Source organism: Tepidimonas ignava (assembly GCF_004342625.1).
Classification (GTDB): domain Bacteria; phylum Pseudomonadota; class Gammaproteobacteria; order Burkholderiales; family Burkholderiaceae_C; genus Tepidimonas; species Tepidimonas ignava.
Window position 1 is genome coordinate 1 of record NZ_SMAH01000007.1, and the last position, 17,265, is coordinate 17,265.

Sequence of the window (17,265 nt, forward strand, 5' to 3'; positions counted from 1 at the left end):
GTCCTGTTGTTTTGGGGGGCCCCCGCCACCGGGTTTTGGCCCCGGGGGGGGGGGGGGGGGGGGCCCGGGGGGGGGGGGGGGCCACTTTTTCCGCTCGCTGCTTGCGGCCCCCCCACCCCCCCTAGGCCCTTGATGCCCAACAGGTTCTTCGCTGGGTTCTTGGCCCCCCCTCGGCTCCTCACCCGCCTCCGCCCCTTCGCCGCGTCCAACCGACGCCGCCAGCCGTTCCATGAACGCGCGCAGCCGCCCGATCGGCAACTGCATCAGGTCGTGCAAACACAGCCCTGGCAGCGCCTCCAACTGCGCGCGCGACCACGCCACCCCCGGGGGCATGAAGCGCCGCTCGGGGGGCAGCACCGCGTCGGCGTCGGCCTTGCGGCCAACGCGCCACAACAACGCTTCCGGCTTCAAGCGCGCGCCGTGGCACGCCGGGCACGGGGTGTAGCTGCGGTATTTGGACAGCAACACCCGGATGTGCATCTTGTAGGCCTTGCTCTCCAGGTAGTCGAAAAAGCGCCGAATGCCGTACCACTGGTGCCGCCAGTCGCCGCTGAACGCCGGGTCGCCCTCCAGCACCCAGTGGCGCTGCGCTTCGCTGAGGTGCGACCACGGGGTGTCACGCGGGATGCCGGCGGCCTCGGCGTGGCGCATCAGGTCGTCTTGGCACTCGCGAAACGCCGGGGTCTGGATCGGCTTGATGGCGCCGGCGCGCAGCGTCAACCGCGGGTCGGGAATCACCAGACCCCAATCCACGCCAATGACGCGCCCGAAGCCGCGGCAGGTGTCGCACGCGCCCGCGGGGCTGTTGAACGAGAACAACGCCGGGCGCGCGGGCGCGTAGCGCAGGCCGCTTTCCGGGCAATGCAGGCCGGCGGCGTAACGCCAGCGCTCGGGCGGGGCGTCGCCGTCGCGCAGCGCGAACACGCTCATCTGCCCGCCGCCGCGTTGCAGCGCCGCCTCCACCGCCTCCAGCAAGCGGGCGGGTTCGGCGGCGCCGGCGCGTAGGCGGTCCACCACCACCTCCAGCCGCCGCTGGCCATCGACCACCTCCTCAAGGTGCACGCGGGTGTAGCCGCTGGCCGCCAGCCACTGCTGCACGGTCTCGGGCGGGGTGTCGGCCGGCAAGGTCGCGGTGAAGGTCAGCACCAGGCGCGGGTCCCCGGCCGCCTCGGTGCGCGCACGGATCGCCGCGGCGATGCTGGCTGGGGTGTCGTCGCGCACCTCAAGCGCCGTCATCCGGTCGAACAGCCGCCCGGCGCGCGCCAGCAGCAGCTTGAGGTGGTCGTTCAGTTCGGTCATCGTGCCCACCGTGGAGCGCGAGTTGCGCACCGGGTTGGTCTGGTCGATGGCGATCGCAGGGGGCACACCGTCGATGCGGTCGACCGCGGGCTTGTCCATGCGGTCCAGAAACTGGCGCGCGTACGCCGAGAAGGTTTCGACGTAGCGCCGCTGGCCTTCGGCGAACAGGGTGTCGAACACCAGCGACGACTTGCCCGAACCGCTGGGCCCCGTGACCACGGTGATCTGACCGGTGTGGATGTCGACGTCCAGGTTGCGCAGGTTGTGCTGACGCGCGCCGCGAATACGGATCACCCCTTGCAAGGGCACGCCCTCGTCGTCGGCGGAGGGGGCGGCGGTAGGCAACGGCGGGCGGGCGGTCATGGCTCGGTTCCCTGGGGTACGGCAACGGGGCCAAACATTGTAGGCACGGGTCGCTAAACTTGCGCCTGACATACCCCCATGACCATGGAAGCGAAGGAGACGCATCGATGGCTGCCATCCCACCCGTGTGTGACTTTGGCTGGAAGGCGCCGGGCTTTGAGCTGCCCGGCGTGGACGGGCGCCGCTGGCGCTACGAGGACATCCGCGGCCCCAAGGGCACGCTGGTGATGTTCATCTGCAACCACTGCCCCTACGTGCAGGCCATCTTGCCGCGTTTGGTGCCGGTGACACGGCAACTGCTGGACATGGGCATAGGCGTGGCGGCGATTTCGTCCAACGACCCCGAGGCGTACCCGGAGGATTCGTTCGACAACATGCAACGCGTGGCGCGCGAGCGCGGCTTCCCCTTCCCCTACCTGTACGACGAAACGCAGGAGGTGGCGCGCACCTGGGGCGCCGTGTGCACACCGGACTTTTTTGGCTTCAACGCCGCCGACGAGCTGCAGTACCGTGGGCGCTTCGATGCTTCGCGCAAAGAGACGGCGCCCGAGGGCACGCCGTGCGATCTGCTGGAGGCGATGCAACGCATCGCCGCCACGGGCCAGGGGCCGCGCGAGCAGATCGCCAGCATCGGCTGCTCGATCAAGTGGCGCTCGGCTTGACCACCAGCACCGGCACCTTGGCGTGCGTGAGCACCTTTTGCGCCACGCTGCCCAGAATAAGCGCCTGCACGCCCTTGCGCCCGTGCGAGGCCATGACGATCAGGTCGCACCCCTCGGCCTCGCAGGTTTCGAGGATGCCCTCGTAGACCACGTTGCGCTCGATCGTGTCGCCCGCGTAGGGCACGCCGCGCGCTTCGCACACCTGGCGCAGGTCGTCCAGGGCCTGGGTGGCGGCGGCTTTGGCCTCGGCCAAGTAGGCTTGCAGGCCCACCGCCGAGGCGTCCCCGATGCCGATGTAGGGGAAGGGGTCGATCACGTACACCCCGACCACCTGCGCGCCATGCTGGCGAGCCAGGTCGGCCGCGAACTCGCCGGCCGCGTGCGCCAGGGTCGAGCCATCGACGGGAACCAGGATTTTTTTGAACATTGGTCGGTCTCCTGCTGGATGGGATGACGCCATCTTAGCCCAGCGCGCCGGCGCTGCCCAGCGGTGCGCCCCCGACCCGCGGCGCGCGCGTGCACATCGTTTGCGTTGCGTCAAACGGTGGCGGGGTCGGGCGCCAACGCCTCGACGGCCACGGCGCAGTACTTGACTTCGGCGATCTTGGCCACCGGGTCCAGCGCCGCGATGGTCAACAGGTTGGCGGCGGCCTCGGCGTAAGCGAACGGCAAAAAGACCACACCGTCGGGCACCGCCTCATCGACCCGCGTGGCCACCGTCACCTGGCCGCGGCGCGTGCGCAGCCGCACCGGCTGGCCGGCCTGCAGGCCCAGGCGCGCCAGCAACGCCGGGTGCACGCTGACGTGCGGCGCTGGCTCCAGCGCGTCCAACACGGCGCTGCGGCGCGTCATCGCGCCGGTGTGCCAGTGCTCCAGTTGCCGACCGGTGATCAGGACGTAGGGGTAGTCGGCGTCGGGCGGCTCGGCAGGCGCTCCCGGACGGGCGGGCACCAAACGCGCCCGGCCGTCGGTGGTGGGGAAGCGCTCGGTGAACACGATCGGGTGGCCCAGATCCTCGGGCGCTGGCACGGGGTGCGTGACGGCGCCCTCGCGCAACATGCGCGCCCACGACAGCCCCGCCAGCGCCGGCATCAGGCTGCGCATGTCATCAAACACGCGCCCAATACCGCTGTCGGGCTCGGGCGCCCCGCCGTGCGGGTCGATGCCGTAGTCCCAGCCCAGTCCGAGACGCTGCGCCAGTTGCTCCAGGATCCAGGCGTCGGCGCGCGCCTGGCCCGGCGGGGCCACGGCCGGGCGGCCCAGTTGCACCAGGCGGTCGGTGTTGGTGACGGTGCCGGTTTTTTCCGGCCAGGCCGCCGCCGGCAACACAACGTCGGCCAGCGCCGCGGTCTCGGTCAGGAAGATGTCGGCCACCACCAGGTGCTCCAGCCGCGCCAGCGCCGCACGGGCGTGGGCCGCGTCGGGGTCGCTCATGGCCGGGTTTTCACCTTGGATCAGCATGGCCCGGATGCGGCCCTCGTAGGCGGCGTCGAGGATTTCAACCACGGTCAACCCGGGCTCGTCGGGCAAGGTGCCGGGCGCAAGGCCCCACGCGGCCTCAGCCGCCGCACGGTGCGCCGCCACCCCGACGCGACGGTAGTCCGGCAGCACCATCGGGATCAGGCCGGCGTCGCTGGCGCCCTGCACGTTGTTTTGCCCCCGCAGCGGGTGCAGCCCCGTGCCGGGGCGACCGATCTGGCCGGTCAACAGCGCCAACGCGATCAGCGCCCGCACGTTGTCGGTGCCGTGGCTGTGCTGCGCCACACCCATGCCCCAAAAAATCATGCTGGCAGGCGCGCGGGCGTAGGCACGCGCCACCTCGCGCAGCGTCGCGGGGTCGATGCCGCACAGCGGCGCCATCGCCTCGGGCGACCACGGCTGCAGGTGCTCGCGCAGCGCCCGCAGGTCGTCCGGGTGCACGCGCGCCGCGACGAACGGTTCGTTGACCAGCCCCTCGGTGACGATGACGTGCAGCAGCGCGTTGAGCAGCGCCACGTCGCTGCCTGGCGTGAACCCCAGGTAGCGCCAGGCGTAGCGCGCCAACTCGGTGCGGCGGGGGTCGGCCAGCACCAGCCGGGCGCCACGGCGCACCGCGTTTTTGATCCAGGTGGCCGCCACCGGATGGTTCTGCACCGGGTTGGCGCCGATGACGACGATCACGTCGGCGTGGGCGCAGTCGCGCACCGGGTTGCTGACCGCGCCGGAGCCGATGCTTTCCATCAACGCCGCGACGCTGGAAGCGTGGCACAGCCGCGTGCAGTGGTCCACGTTGTGCGTGGCAAAGGCGCTGCGCATCAGCTTTTGGAACAGGTAAGCCTCTTCGTTGCTGCCCTTGGCGGATCCAAACCCCGCCACCGGCACCGTGCGGCCGCGCAGGCCGGCCGCACGCGCGGCGTCGCGCACACGCGCCAAGCCCGCCGCGGCCACGTCCAGCGCCTCTTCCCACGTGGCGGGGCGAAATTGCGCCAGCAGCGTCGCGTGGTCGGCCCGCCCTCCGGGGCCGTGCATCAAGATCGCAGGGTCTTTGGGGGCGTCGGCGCGTCGGATCAGCGGCTGGGTAAGGCGCTGCGGATGGTGCACGTAGTCCATGCCAAAGCGGCCTTTGACACACAGCCGCCCGTCGTTGGCGGGGCCAGGCGCCCCGTCGACACGGTCGATGCGCCCGTTGTGCACGTGCAGCGTCACGGCACAGCCCACGCCGCAGAAGGGGCACACGGTGTTCACCGTGCGCTCGGCGCGGCGGGTGTACGACCCGTTGGCCGGCGCCAGCGCCCCCGTGGGGCACGCTTGCACGCACTCGCCACACGCCACGCAGGTGCTGTCGGCCACGGCGTCGCCCTGGTCAAAGACGATGCGGGCCTGCGTACCGCGCCCAGCCAGGCCGAGCACGTCGTTGCCTTGCACGTCACGGCACGCCCGCACGCAGCGCGTGCACTGGATGCAAGCGTCGAGCCGCACGGTGAACGCAGGGTGGCTGGTGTCGGGCTGCGCCTCGGTCTGCGAGGCCCCGCGGGCCGGCCAGCGTTCGGGCTGGGCGGCGATCGCGCGCACCCAGTGCGTCAGTTCGCTGTCGCAGCGCAACGACGCGCTGTCCGGAGCGTCGGCCGCCAGCAGCTCCAGCACGGTGCGGCGGGCACGCTGGGCGCGCGGGCTGTCGGTGCGCACCTGCATCCCCGGCTCGGGGCGGCGGCAGCACGCCGCGGTCAGGGTGCGCTCGCCGGCCACCTCGACGACGCAGGCGCGGCAGTTGCCCGCCGGCGGCAACCCCGGGCGGTGGCACAGGTGCGGCAGCGTCGTGCCCAGGCGCTGCGCCACGGCCCACAGCGTTTCGCCCGGCTGGGCGTGCACGGTGCGCCCGTCCAACGTGAATTCGACGGTGGTGGGGTTCATGGGGACACCTCGTGCGGGAAGTAGCGCAGCACGCTGCCGAACGGGTTGGGCGCGGCCTGCCCCAAGCCGCAGATGGAGGCGTCGCGCATCGCCTGGGCCAAATCGTCCAGGCGGGCACCGTCCCACACCGGTTGCTGCATCAGCGCCACGGCCTGCCTGGTGCCAGCGCGGCATGGGGTGCATTGGCCGCACGATTCGTGCTCGAAAAAGCGCAGCAGCGACAGCGCTGCGTCGCGCGCGCGGTCAGCCTCCGACAGCACGACCACCGCCATCGAGCCGACGAAGGCGCCGTGCTCGGCCAGGGTGTCGAAATCCAGCGGCACGTCCGCCAGCGAGGCCGGCAGGATGCCGCCCGACGCCCCACCCGGCAAAAAGGCGTACAGGCGGTGGCCGTCGGCCATGCCGCCGGCGGCGTCGATGAGCTCGCGCAACGTGCTGCCCGCTGGCAGCAGGTAGCAACCGGGCCGCTGCACCCGCCCGCTGACGCTGTAGCGTCGCCAGCCATGGCGGCCGCGCACGCCCGCCGTTGCCCAGGCCGCGCCGCCGTCGCGCAGCAACGTGGGCAGCCACCACAGCGTTTCCACGTTGTGCGCCAGCGTGGGCCGCCCAAACACGCCCTGCACCGCCGTGATGGGCGGCCGCAACCGCGGCAGGCCGCGCTTGCCCTCCAGCGATTCGATCAGCGCCGATTCCTCGCCGCAGATGTACGCGCCCGCGCCACGGCGCAGCTCGATGACCGGACCGCCGGGTGGCAGCAGCGGGCGCTGCGCACGGCCAGGGTCGATCGCGGTGGTGTCGCCAAACGCCGCCGGGTAGCGCTGCTGCCACGCCGCCAGCCGGGCCTGCAGCGCAGCCAGCTCGTCGCGCAGCAGCGCGCGCACATCGTGGTACTCGTCGCGCACATAGATCCACAGCCGCTGCACGCCCACGACGGCCGCGGCGATCAGCATGCCCTCCAGCGCCGGGCGCGGGTCGTGCGCCAGCAGGTGCCAATCCTTGAAGGTGCCGACCTCCCCTTCGTCGATGTTGACCACCCCCTCGCGCGGCCCAGGTTGGCCCGCCACCGTGGCCCACTTGCGCCACGCTGGAAAGCCCGCGCCGCCCAAACCCCGCAAGTCGCTGGCCTGCAGCTCGCGCAGCACCGCCGCTGGCGTCAGCTCACCGGCCAGCAGGCGCTCCAACTGCGCGTAATCGTGCGGCTGCGGCGGCGCGCCGCTGGCCGGCAGCGCGCGCGGCGTGCTCGGGCCACTGCGCGCGCACGCCACCACCGCCTCGTCGGTCGCCGGCGCCATCTGGCGCTGCCCCACGCACGCCGCCGGCGCCTGGTGGCACTGCCCCATGCAGGGCGCAGCCTCCACCGCCACGGTGTCGTCGCCTCGCAGGGCCTGGCGTACGCGCGCCAGCAGCGCCTCGCCGCCCGCCAGCGCGCACGGCAGGCTGGTGCACACGCGCACCGTCACGCGCGGCGGCACGGCGCCGTCGTCCAGCACGCGAAAGTGGTGGTAAAACGTGGCGACTTCGTACACCTCGGCCTGGCTCAGGCGCAAGCGCTCGGCCACGGCGGCCATGTCGTCGCGCGTCAGCCCCCCCAAGGCGTCTTGCAGCCGGTGCAGGTGCTCGATCAGCAGGTCGCGCCGCGCGGCCAGCCCTGCGCATGCCTGCGCCACGCGCTCGCGCGCGGCGGGGCTGGGCGTGCGTCCTTTGGGTTGCGCCCGGCCACGGCCGATGCCCGACGGGGGAACCGCCACGGAGGGCGTCGGACCTGCTGTACGCTGCATACGTTGACTCCTCTTTGGGGTGGCATTATGCACAATTGTGCATACGCCAACCACCGCGGCTTTAGCAACCCGACGCGCGCTGCCGCGCTTCGACCCGCGCCCAGATGCCCAGGCGCGTGGCGTCGTCGGCGTCCGCCCACGCCGCGATCTCGTCCAGCGTGCGCCAACAGCCAGCGCACCAACCGCTGGCCGGATCGATGCGACACACGCCCACGCAAGGCGACGGCACGCCAGCGCCCCCCGTGGCCCGTCGCCGCGCTGCCTCCAGCGTAACCATCGGTCGCGGCCCGGGCGCCGTCGTTGGCTCAGCCATGATGATGCCCCGGACGCACGGTCACGTCCAGCACCGGCGCGCCGGTCCAGCGGCGCAGATCGTCGGGCGTGAGCTTGAACACCGCGTGCGGGTGGCCGGCGGCGGCCCAAATGACGTCAAAGCGCCACAGCTCGGCGTCGATCAGCGTCACCGGCGGCGTGGCATGGGCCAGCGGGGCCACCCCGCCGATCGAGAACCCCGTGGCCGCCTTGACGAAGGCGGCGTCGGCCCGCCCCAAGTGCTGGCCCGGACCGCACACGTGCGCGGCCACCTTGGTTTCGTCGACGCGCCGGTCGCCGCTGGTGATGACCAGCACCGCGGCATCGTCCGGCAGGCGGCGAAAGATGATGCTTTTGGCGATTTGGCCCAGCGCCACGCCCAAGGCGTCGGCGGCCTGCTGCGCGGTGCGCGCCGCGGCGTCCAGCATCACGGGCGCACCGGCGGCCCCCAGGTCACGCAACGCCGTCGCCACACGGCGCACCCCCTCGGGCAAGGCTTGCAGTTCGGATCCACACATGGGCGCATTATCACGGGCGGCGCAGCGTCACGCCGGCACCGCCCACGATGCGCACAAGGCCTCAGCCTGCGCCAACACCGTCTGCACCGCGGCATCCTGCAAGTCGGGCGGGTAGCCGTATGTGCGCCAAATGCGCTTGACCAGCACGCGCATGCGGCGGCAGGCCGTGGTTCAGGCGCGCCACGGCGTCAGTCAGCCGCTGCCACAGCGCCACCTCATCGTGGCTGCACCGCTCGGGACGACGCCCATCGGAACCGATGTCCCCCTCGCGCTCGAGGCTGTAGCCCAGACCGCGAAGCTGGTCCAGCAGGGCGTTTTCAACCTCGGCCTCGGACAGAAATGGCTTGGGTCATCCTCCCTGGCTGGCGGGCGCGGCCAGCATGTTCTCGATCAGCCGGATCATCACGTCCTTGTTTTGGGCGTCCGACTCCGCCACCAGCAGCGCCAGCGCTGCCAGCCCCACGTCGTTGATGACCGGCTCGCCGCCTCGGATGAGCCGCCCGTTGCGGGCCAGAAAGTCCACGAACAAAAACGCCCCGGTCGGTGCGTTTGTTGCCATCCGAAAACGGGTGGTTTTTGATGACGAAGTACAGCAGGTGCGCCGCCTTGGTCTCGATGGTGGGGTAGGCGGGCTCACCAAACACGGTTTGCTCCAGGTTGCCCAGGATGGCCGCGAAGGCGTCGCCCCGCTCCTGGCCAAAGAGCGCCGACGCCTCGCCGCGCGCCATCAGGTCGGCCTTGAGGCGGGCAATGGCGGCGCGGGCTTCGTCCAGCGTCGGCAGCACCCCGCCCGGGCTGCCCGCCGGGGCGGTGAGCAAGCCCTCGTCGTAGCGCTGCAACCACAGGAAGGTCTGCGTGTAGCGCGCGATCACGTCCACCAGCCCCCGGCCCTGGTCGGCGGTCAGCGCCTCCCCCGCCGCGGCTTTGCGCACCAGGGCCAGCGCCGCCTCCAGCTCGGCGGCGTTTCGCTCGAAGCGCTGGCGGTCCAGGCTGAAGCCGCGCGTCAGGTGTTCGCGCAGCACGGCGGTGGCCCATTGGCGGAAACGCGTGGCGCGGGTCGAGTTCACCCGATAACCGACAGAGATGATGGCGTCGAGGTTGTAGTGCTTCAGACGCCGCTGGACCTGACGCCGCCCCTCGGTTTGAACCGCTAAGAAATCCTTAGTGGTTGCCGCTTCCTCCAGCTCGCCGTCGCGGAAGATATTCTTCAAGTGCATGAGCACGTTTTCCGGCGTGGTCGCAAAGACCTCGGCCATTTGCCGCTGCGTCAGCCAGATGGATTCGCCTTCCAGTCGTACCTGCACCGGCTGTCCGCTCGATTCGAAGATGACGAGCTGATTTGGCGTGGTCATGGTCCTATCTCCCTGGCAAACGATTCAGTCATCCCTCGCCCAACTTATGCCGGAGCCGAGACAAAACCTCGGGCCTGGATCATGGGTCATATCCCGGACGATCACAAGGCCTCCGTGCCCCGGCGTAGCGATATGGGTATGATTAACCCAGATTGTTACCGTGCCGAGGACGTCGTCGCGCCACCCACCCCACCGGATTCCACGTCCTTCTCCTCATTCGCCTCCTGCACCACAACCCTGTTGCGCGCGATGATCTGGCGGAAGGCCGCGCTGGCCTGCGCCCAGTCCACCAGGTCCACTCTCCAGGGCAGGTCGGCTTCGTCGAAGGCGTCGCGCAGCTTGGCCAGGGTGCCCAGCGGCAGGGGCGCTGTGCCGATGATGGCCAGATCCAGGTCGGAGTGGAGTTTGGGCTGCCCGCCTGCGCGTGAGCCAAACGCCCACACCGTGTGCGTGGGGACGTGCGCGCGCAAGATGGCTCGAACCAGGTCAAGTTCCTGTGGGCGCAACAGCAGCGGCGGCTGATTCATGCGCGAGCGCTCCTTTCGTTGAGGGCGTCACGCAAAAAGCGCGCTTCCTCCACAAACGCTGGGATGCCGTCGACCACTTCCACGGCCACCTCTTCGTCTCCAGGTAGCGCTTGAGCAGGCGATGAGCGATTTCGTAGGTGAACTCGAAGCGCTGCACCAAGCCGGCGCGGTGAAAGCTGCCTTCGTTGTTCCAGCGGATGTCGGCATCCATCCCGCACACGGCCAGGCTCATCGTGCACAGGCGCCAAGGGGTGTGGTTGCTCTCGAGTCCCAAAAGGCGATGTCGCCGATGCGGCCGCCGGCGCGGGTGACGGGCGTTTGCGCATCGGTGCAGCTCCCTGCGGGATGGACTGGATGGACAAGCCGACATGCTGGCGCACCCCAGCCGCACCGCCGCAGCGCAAGCGGCCCCCTCTCCCGCTCAACCACGACGCGCCAGCAGCGCCCGTGCGGCGCGCGACGCGGTGGGGCGGCCCAGTTGGGCGCTGATCCAGGCCCCGGTGTCCACCAGGGCGTCGAGGTCAATGCCGGTGTCGATGCCCATGCCGTGCAGCATGTACACCACATCTTCGGTGGCCACGTTGCCGGTGGCGCCCTTGGCGTAGGGACAGCCCCCCAGCCCGGCCACCGAGGCTTGCACGTTCCACACCCCCAGTTGCAGCGCGGCCAGCGTGTTGGCCAGCGCCTGGCCGTAGGTGTCGTGAAAGTGCGCGCTGATGTGGTCGAGGTCGTAGTGGCGTGCGGCGGCCTCGATGGCGCGCTGCACCTTCAGCGGCGTGCCCACGCCGATGGTGTCGGCCACGTCCACCCGCTGCACGCCGATGGACTTCATCAGCCCGGCCAGCATCGCCACCCGCTCGGGCGGCACGTCGCCTTCGTAGGGGCAACCGACGGTGCAGCTCATGGCCCCGCGCACGGCGATGCCGGCCTTGCGCGCCGCCTCCACCACGGGGGCGAAGCGCTCGATGCTCTCAGCGATGCTGCAGTTGATGTTGCGCTGGCTGAAGGCTTCGCTGGCCGCACCAAAGACGACGATTTCGTCGGGCCGGTCGGCCAGCGCGGCCTCGAAGCCTTTGAGGTTGGGGGTCAGCACCGCGTAGCGCACGCCGGGGCGGCGCTGCAAGCCGGCCATCACCTCGTGGTTGTCGGCCATTTGCGGCACCCACTTGGGGCTGACGTAGCTGGTGACCTCGATTTCCCGCAAGCCGGCCGCTTGCAGCCGGTGCACGAGTTCGATCTTGACCGCGGCGGGCACGGGCTGCTTTTCGTTTTGCAGGCCGTCGCGTGGGCTCACGTCCACGATGCGTACTTGGTGCGGGTACTGGGGCATGGCGTGCTCCGGTGCGGGTGGCAGCGTCAAGGGGTGGCGCTGCGCAGGCGCAGCAGTTCGGCGCCCTCGGCCACCTGGTCGCCGGGGGTGTACAACAGTTCCTCGACCACGCCGTCGGCGGGGGCGGCGATGGTGTGCTCCATTTTCATCGCTTCCAGCACAGCCAGCGGCTGGCCGGCCTTGACCGCGTCGCCGGCCTGCACATGGAACGCGACCACCTTGCCCGGCATTGGGGCGGTCAGACGGCCACCCTCGGTGGCGGTGTCGCCGGCGTGCGCCAGGGGATCTTGCGCCAGCAGCGCCACCTCGCCTTGCGGGCAGAAAATGTGCAACCGCTCGCCCCAGGCGTAGACGGTGGCGCGGGTTTCCAGCCCGGCGTACGCCACCGCCAACGCCCAACCACCGCCGGGGTCGGTGTGCCAGCGCAGCTCGGCGTCGGTGGCGCCGTCCCCTTGCCCCACCTGCAGCCACACCGTGCCGCCTCGGCGCCAGGTCACGCGCGCGGACACGGCCTGCTCGCCAACCACGAAGTCCAGCCGCCGGCGGCGCTCACCGTGGCTGGCGTAACCGTCGCCAGCGCTCCAGGGGTCGGCGTCGGCACGCTGCCGCCACCCTTGCAACGTGTGGGCCACCGCCACGGCCACCGCCGCGGGCGTAGGCAGCGCGGCCTGCCCAAACAACCGATCCGCCTCGCGCTCGATCAGCGCGGTATCCAGCCGCGCCTGGGCAAACGACGGGCTTTGCACCACGCGCCGCAAAAACGCCACGTTGTTGGCCACGCCCACGATGTGCAAGCGCGCCAGCGCCTGGTCCAGCCGCGCCAGCGCCTGCGCGCGCGACTCGCCCCGCACGATCAGCTTGGCGATCATCGAATCGTAGTGCGGGCTGATGGTGTCGCCTTCGGCCACGCCGGCGTCCAGCCGCACGTCGCCCACCTCGAACGCGCGGTGGGGCGGGGTGCGCAGCACGTGCAGCGTGCCGGTGGCGGGCAAAAAGCCGCGCTCGGGGTCTTCGGCGCAGATGCGCGCTTCGATCGCGTGGCCGTGCAGCGCGAGTTCGTGTTGCTGCAACGGCAGTGGCTCGCCGGCGGCCACGCGCAACTGCCACTCGACCAGGTCCAGGCCGGTGATGGCTTCGGTCACCGGGTGCTCGACCTGCAGCCGCGTGTTCATCTCCATGAAATAAAAGCGCATCGCCTCCGGGTGGTCGTAGCCCAGCGGCTGCTCGACGATGAACTCCACCGTGCCGGCGCCCACGTAACCCACCGCACGCGCGGCAGCCACGGCCGCCAGGCCCATTTGCTGGCGCAGCTCGGGCGTCAGGCCGGGCGCGGGGGCTTCCTCCAGCACCTTTTGGTGACGGCGCTGCACCGAGCAGTCGCGCTCGAACAGGTACACGGCGTGGCCGTGGGTGTCGGCAAAGATCTGGATTTCGATGTGGCGCGGGCGCTGCACGTACTTTTCGATCAGCACCGCCGCGTCGCCAAAGCTGTTGAACGCCTCGCGCTGGCAGGAGGCCAAGGCTTCGTCGAACGCCTCGGGCGCGTCGACGCGCCGCATGCCCTTGCCGCCGCCGCCGGCGCTGGCCTTGATCAGCACGGGGTAGCCAATGCGCTCGGCCTCGGCCCGCAGCAGCCGGGGATCTTGGTCGGCGCCGTGGTAGCCCGGCACCAGCGGCACGCCCGCGGCCTCCATCAGCCGTTTGGATTCGGCCTTGAGACCCATCGCGGCGATCGCCGACGGCGGCGGACCGATGAACACCAGGCCAGCGTCGGCGCAAGCCTGGGCAAAGGCTTCGTTTTCACTCAAAAACCCATAGCCGGGGTGGATCGCCTGCGCGCCGGTGGCGCGCGCGGCGTCGATGATGCGCTCCCAACGCAGGTAGCTGTCCTTCGGGGCGGCGCCACCGATGGCCACGGCTTCGTCGCACGCGGCCACGTGGCGCGCGTGCGCGTCGGCGTCGGAGTACACCGCCACCGTGCGAATGCCCAGGCGGCGCGCGGTGGCCGCCACACGGCAGGCGATCTCCCCGCGGTTGGCGATCAAAATCTTGTCGAACATGGTGCGTGGTCCTCGGCGCTGGGGGTCAGCCTTGGGTGGGTGCGGTGGGTGGCACAGCCTCGGCCTGCGGCAGCCAGCCGGGCTTGCGTTTGTGCAAAAAGGCCTGCACGCCCTCGCGCCCTTCGGCGCTGGCGCGCACGTCGGCGATCATGCGCACCGTGCGCTCGACCAGCGCATCGTCCAGCGGCGCCGTTTCGATGTCGCGCAGCAACCGCTTGCAAGTGGCCAGCGCCTGCGGGCCGTTGGCGGCCAGCGCGCGCGCGATGACCTCGACACGCTCGTCGAGCCGCTCGGGCGCCACCACCTCGTGCACCAGCCCCAAGCGCAGCGCTTCGGCGGCGTCGAAGCGCTCGGCGGTCAGCATGTAGCGCCGCGCCGCGCGCAGCCCCATCGCCCGCACGACGTAGGGGCCGATGGTGGCGGGCACCAGGCCCAGCTTGACCTCGCTGAGGCAAAACCCCGCCCCCTGCACCGCCACCGCAATGTCGCAGCACGCCACCAGCCCCATGCCGCCGGCGTACACATCGCCCTGCACCCGCGCCACGGTGGGCTTGGGGCAGGTGTCCATGACGCGCAGCATGCGCGCCAACGCGGCCGCGTCGGCCAGGTTGTCGGCATGGCTGTAGTCGGCCATGCGGCGCATCCAGTTCAGGTCGGCCCCGGCGCAAAACGCCGGGCCCTCGGCCGCCAGCACGATCACGCGCACCGCGTCGTCGGCGCCCAGGGCTTCGAACGCCTGCGTCAGCCGCGCGATCACCTCGTCATTGAACGCGTTGCGCAGCGCGGGGCGGTTCAGCGTCACCCGCGCCACGGGGCCACGCCCCTCCACCAGCACCGTATCGTCCATCGTCAGGGTTCCTGTGGGGTTGACCATCGTGCACCACCGCCTCACATGCGGAACACGCCAAAGCGCGTGTCGGGGATGGGCGCGTTGAGCGCCGCGCTCAGCCCCAGCGCCAGCACCCGCCGGGTGTCCACCGGATCGATGACGCCGTCGTCCCACAGCCGCGCGGTGGCGTAGTACGGGTGCCCCTGGCGCTCGTACTGGGCACGGATAGGGGCCTTGAAGGCTTCTTCCTCTTCGGCGCTCCAGGTGCCACCCTTGGCCTCGATGCCATCGCGCTTGACGGTGGCCAGCACGCTGGCGGCCTGCTCGCCACCCATCACGCTGATGCGCGCGTTGGGCCACATCCACAGAAAGCGCGGCGAGTACGCCCGGCCGCACATGCCGTAGTTGCCCGCGCCGAACGAGCCCCCAATGATGACGGTGAACTTGGGCACTTGGGCACAGGCCACGGCCGTCACCATCTTGGCGCCCGCGCGGGCGATGCCGGCGTTTTCGTACTTGCGCCCCACCATGAAGCCGGTGATGTTTTGCAAAAACACCAGCGGCACCTTGCGCTGGCAGCACAGCTCGATGAAGTGCGCGCCCTTGTCGGCGCTTTCGGCAAACAGGATGCCGTTGTTGGCCACGATGCCCACCGGCATGCCCTCGAGGTGCGCAAAGCCGCACACCAGCGTGGTGCCGTAGCGGGCTTTGAATTCGTGCAGCTCCGAGCCGTCCACGATGCGCGCGATGACCTCGCGCACGTCAAACGGCTTGCGCGTGTCGGTGGGGATGATGCCGTACAGTTCCTCAGCCGGGTACAGCGGCGCACGCGGCGCGCGGCGCTCCAGGGGCCACACCTTGCCGCGGTTGAGGCGCGCCACCGCCTCGCGCGCCAGCGCCAGCGCGTGCAGGTCGTTTTCGGCCAGGTGGTCGGCCACCCCCGACAGGCGCGTGTGCACATCGCCGCCGCCCAGGTCCTCGGCGCTGACCACTTCGCCAGTGGCCGCCTTGACCAGCGGCGGCCCGCCCAAAAAGATCGTGCCCTGGTTTTTGACGATGATGGTCTCGTCGCTCATCGCCGGCACATAGGCGCCGCCCGCCGTGCACGAGCCCATGACGACCGCGATCTGCGCGATGCCCTGCGCGCTCATGTTGGCCTGGTTGTAAAAAATGCGGCCGAAGTGGTCTCGATCGGGGAACACCTCGTCCTGGTTGGGCAGGTTGGCGCCCCCCGAGTCCACCAGGTACACACAGGGCAAGCGGTTTTGCTGCGCGATTTCCTGCGCACGCAGGTGTTTTTTCACGGTCATCGGGTAGTAGGTGCCGCCCTTGACCGTCGCGTCGTTGCACACGATGACGCACTCCACCCCGGCGATGCGCCCGATGCCCGCGATCAGCCCGGCGCACGGCGCCTCGTTGTCGTACATGTCCAGCGCCGCCAGCGGCGCGATCTCCAGGAACGGCGAACCCGGATCGAGCAGCATTTCGACCCGCTCGCGCGGCAACAGCTTGCCACGCGCGGTGTGCTTGGCACGGGCGGCCTCGCCGCCGCCCAGCGCCACCTGGGCGATGCGGGCGTGCAGGTCATCGACCAGCGCACGCATGGCGGCGGCGTTGGCAGCAAAGTCGGCACTGCGGGGGTTGATGCGGGTGGGCAGGGTGCTCATGGTGCGCCGCATTGTGGGCGCGCCCGCCCACGCTGCCAACCCCCAGGCGCCCCACAAAGGTTGCATAATGCGCCAACCATGTCGCCCACCCTGCCGCCCACCCAGCGCCGCCCGGTGGCCGCCACGCCGATCGCGTTCGTGCGCGCCATCGCGCTGGCCTACGCGCAGCGCGGGCTCGATCCCCAGCCGGCGCTGATGGACGCGGGCATTGACCCCGCATGGCTGGCCACGCCCCAGGCGCGTGTCACCAGCCTGCCCTTCGAGCGGCTGGCCGCACGCGCCATGCGTGAGCTCGACGACGAGGCGCTGGGCTGGTTCAGCCGCCGGCTGCCGTGGGGCAGCTACGGCATGCTGGCGCGCGCCTCGCTGACCGCCCCGGACCTGGGCCTGGCGCTGCGGCGCTGGTGCCGCCACCACGCGCTGCTGACCGACGATGTGCTGCTGCAGTGGCGCGAACAGGAGCAGCACGCCGAGCTGACACTGATCGAACAGCGTGCGCCCGGCGCGGACCTGCCCGACGTTGCCCAACGCGCCACGGTGCGGGAGTTTGCCCACGTTTCGCTGCTGCGCAACGTGCTGGGGCTGGCCGCGTGGCTGATCGACGCGCGCATCGTGCCCACGCAGGTGCGGCTGGCCTTCCCCGCGCCGCCGCACGCCGACGTCTATCCGCTGCTGTTTGGCGGCGCCCCGGTGCTGTGGGACGCCAGCGCCACCGCGCTGCGCCTGGATCGCGCCTACCTGCGCGAACCCCTGCGCCGCGACGACGCCGCGCTGCGCGCCATGCTGCCCCACGCCGTGCGCCTGATGGTGCGGCCGTACCACCACGACCGTCTGCTGCTGGAGCGCGCGCGCGCGTGGCTGCGCACCCACCCCGGGGCCGACACCGCGCACCTGGCGCGCGCGCTGCACGTCTCGCCGCGCACCTTGCAGCGCCAACTGCACGACAGCGGCACCAGCGTGCACGCGCTGCGCGACCAAGTACGCCACGAACTGGCCACCGGCTACCTGCTGCGCACCCGCTGGCCCATCAAGCGCATCGCCGCGGCGGTGGGCTTTGACAACGACAAGAGCTTCATGCGCGCGTTTCGCGTCTGGACGGGCGTCAGCCCGGCGGCGTGGCGACGCCGAGCCTCGGCCAGACCGACACATCCTTGACGTGCGTCAACAGACCTCCGATA

General features: G+C 70.9%; 15 protein-coding genes and 2 pseudogenes. 2 read left to right on the top strand and 15 right to left on the bottom strand.

What is annotated here, in order from left to right; genetic code table 11:
• Window positions 1–1,662: excinuclease ABC subunit UvrA (locus EDC36_RS06510; RefSeq protein WP_481557245.1), on the bottom strand; the 1,662-nt coding region annotated here is incomplete at its 3' end.
• 107 nt (window positions 1,663–1,769) lie between these two features.
• Here EDC36_RS06510 and EDC36_RS06515 point away from each other — a divergent pair.
• Window positions 1,770–2,324 (top strand): thioredoxin family protein, encoded by a 555-nt coding sequence (locus EDC36_RS06515; RefSeq protein ID WP_132962438.1) that lies wholly within the window; start codon window positions 1,770–1,772, stop codon window positions 2,322–2,324.
• On the opposite strand, the gene EDC36_RS06520 is transcribed toward EDC36_RS06515, so the two are convergent.
• From EDC36_RS06520 to EDC36_RS06580, 14 genes and pseudogenes are all read right to left on the bottom strand, one after another.
• The gene (locus tag EDC36_RS06520; RefSeq protein WP_165902827.1) at window positions 2,305–2,751 is read right to left on the bottom strand and encodes a universal stress protein; all 447 of its coding nucleotides are present in this window, start codon (window positions 2,749–2,751) and stop codon (window positions 2,305–2,307) included. The two genes, EDC36_RS06515 and EDC36_RS06520, sit on opposite strands and share 20 nt — an antisense overlap.
• Before the next feature lie 110 nt (window positions 2,752–2,861).
• Window positions 2,862–5,714: a molybdopterin-dependent oxidoreductase gene (locus EDC36_RS06525; protein WP_132962440.1), complete on the bottom strand. Its 2,853-nt coding sequence runs from the start codon at window positions 5,712–5,714 to the stop codon at window positions 2,862–2,864.
• The gene (locus EDC36_RS06530; protein WP_132962441.1) at window positions 5,711–7,492 is read right to left on the bottom strand and encodes an NAD(P)H-dependent oxidoreductase subunit E; all 1,782 of its coding nucleotides are present in this window, start codon (window positions 7,490–7,492) and stop codon (window positions 5,711–5,713) included. Before EDC36_RS06530 ends, EDC36_RS06525 begins: the two co-directional genes overlap by 4 nt.
• A gap of 61 nt (window positions 7,493–7,553) precedes the next feature.
• Entirely contained in the window at window positions 7,554–7,700 is a 147-nt protein-coding gene (locus EDC36_RS06535) for a DUF1289 domain-containing protein (protein WP_243646499.1), read from the bottom strand.
• Window positions 7,701–7,797: 97 nt separating this feature from the next.
• Window positions 7,798–8,322 (bottom strand): YbaK/EbsC family protein, encoded by a 525-nt coding sequence (locus EDC36_RS06540; protein ID WP_132962442.1) that lies wholly within the window; start codon window positions 8,320–8,322, stop codon window positions 7,798–7,800.
• 27 nt (window positions 8,323–8,349) lie between these two features.
• A pseudogene (locus EDC36_RS13355) lies at window positions 8,350–8,490 on the bottom strand (type I restriction enzyme endonuclease domain-containing protein); the annotation flags it as partial.
• A gap of 37 nt (window positions 8,491–8,527) precedes the next feature.
• Window positions 8,528–8,659: pseudogene (locus tag EDC36_RS13495) on the bottom strand (hypothetical protein); the annotation flags it as partial.
• Complete coding sequence (locus EDC36_RS06550; protein ID WP_207895059.1) at window positions 8,640–9,674, bottom strand: virulence RhuM family protein/type II toxin-antitoxin system death-on-curing family toxin; 1,035 nt, start codon at window positions 9,672–9,674, stop codon at window positions 8,640–8,642. The pseudogene EDC36_RS13495 and the gene EDC36_RS06550, both read right to left, overlap by 20 nt.
• Window positions 9,675–9,829: 155 nt before the next feature.
• Window positions 9,830–10,201 carry a nucleotidyltransferase family protein gene (locus tag EDC36_RS06555; RefSeq protein ID WP_132962443.1) on the bottom strand — a complete coding sequence of 124 codons (372 nt, stop codon included), beginning with the start codon at window positions 10,199–10,201 and terminating at the stop codon, window positions 9,830–9,832.
• The gene (locus tag EDC36_RS13250; protein ID WP_185971187.1) at window positions 10,161–10,433 is read right to left on the bottom strand and encodes a nucleotidyltransferase substrate binding protein; all 273 of its coding nucleotides are present in this window, start codon (window positions 10,431–10,433) and stop codon (window positions 10,161–10,163) included. The genes EDC36_RS06555 and EDC36_RS13250 overlap by 41 nt, the downstream gene beginning before the upstream one ends.
• A 189-nt stretch (window positions 10,434–10,622) precedes the next feature.
• Window positions 10,623–11,531 (bottom strand): hydroxymethylglutaryl-CoA lyase, encoded by a 909-nt coding sequence (locus tag EDC36_RS06565; RefSeq protein ID WP_132962444.1) that lies wholly within the window; start codon window positions 11,529–11,531, stop codon window positions 10,623–10,625.
• A gap of 26 nt (window positions 11,532–11,557) precedes the next feature.
• Complete coding sequence (locus EDC36_RS06570) at window positions 11,558–13,591, bottom strand: acetyl/propionyl/methylcrotonyl-CoA carboxylase subunit alpha (RefSeq protein WP_132962445.1); 2,034 nt, start codon at window positions 13,589–13,591, stop codon at window positions 11,558–11,560.
• A gap of 25 nt (window positions 13,592–13,616) precedes the next feature.
• Window positions 13,617–14,438, bottom strand: coding sequence for an enoyl-CoA hydratase/isomerase family protein (locus tag EDC36_RS06575; protein ID WP_132962446.1), 822 nt, complete (start codon window positions 14,436–14,438; stop codon window positions 13,617–13,619).
• A 41-nt stretch (window positions 14,439–14,479) separates the two neighbouring features.
• A complete protein-coding gene (locus EDC36_RS06580; protein ID WP_132962447.1) occupies window positions 14,480–16,087 on the bottom strand; it encodes a carboxyl transferase domain-containing protein in 1,608 nt (535 codons plus the stop codon).
• Window positions 16,088–16,165: 78 nt separating this feature from the next.
• Here EDC36_RS06580 and EDC36_RS06585 point away from each other — a divergent pair, with 78 nt between their 5' ends.
• Window positions 16,166–17,242 carry an AraC family transcriptional regulator gene (locus EDC36_RS06585; protein WP_132962448.1) on the top strand — a complete coding sequence of 359 codons (1,077 nt, stop codon included), beginning with the start codon at window positions 16,166–16,168 and terminating at the stop codon, window positions 17,240–17,242.
• Window positions 17,243–17,265: the final 23 nt, after the last annotated feature.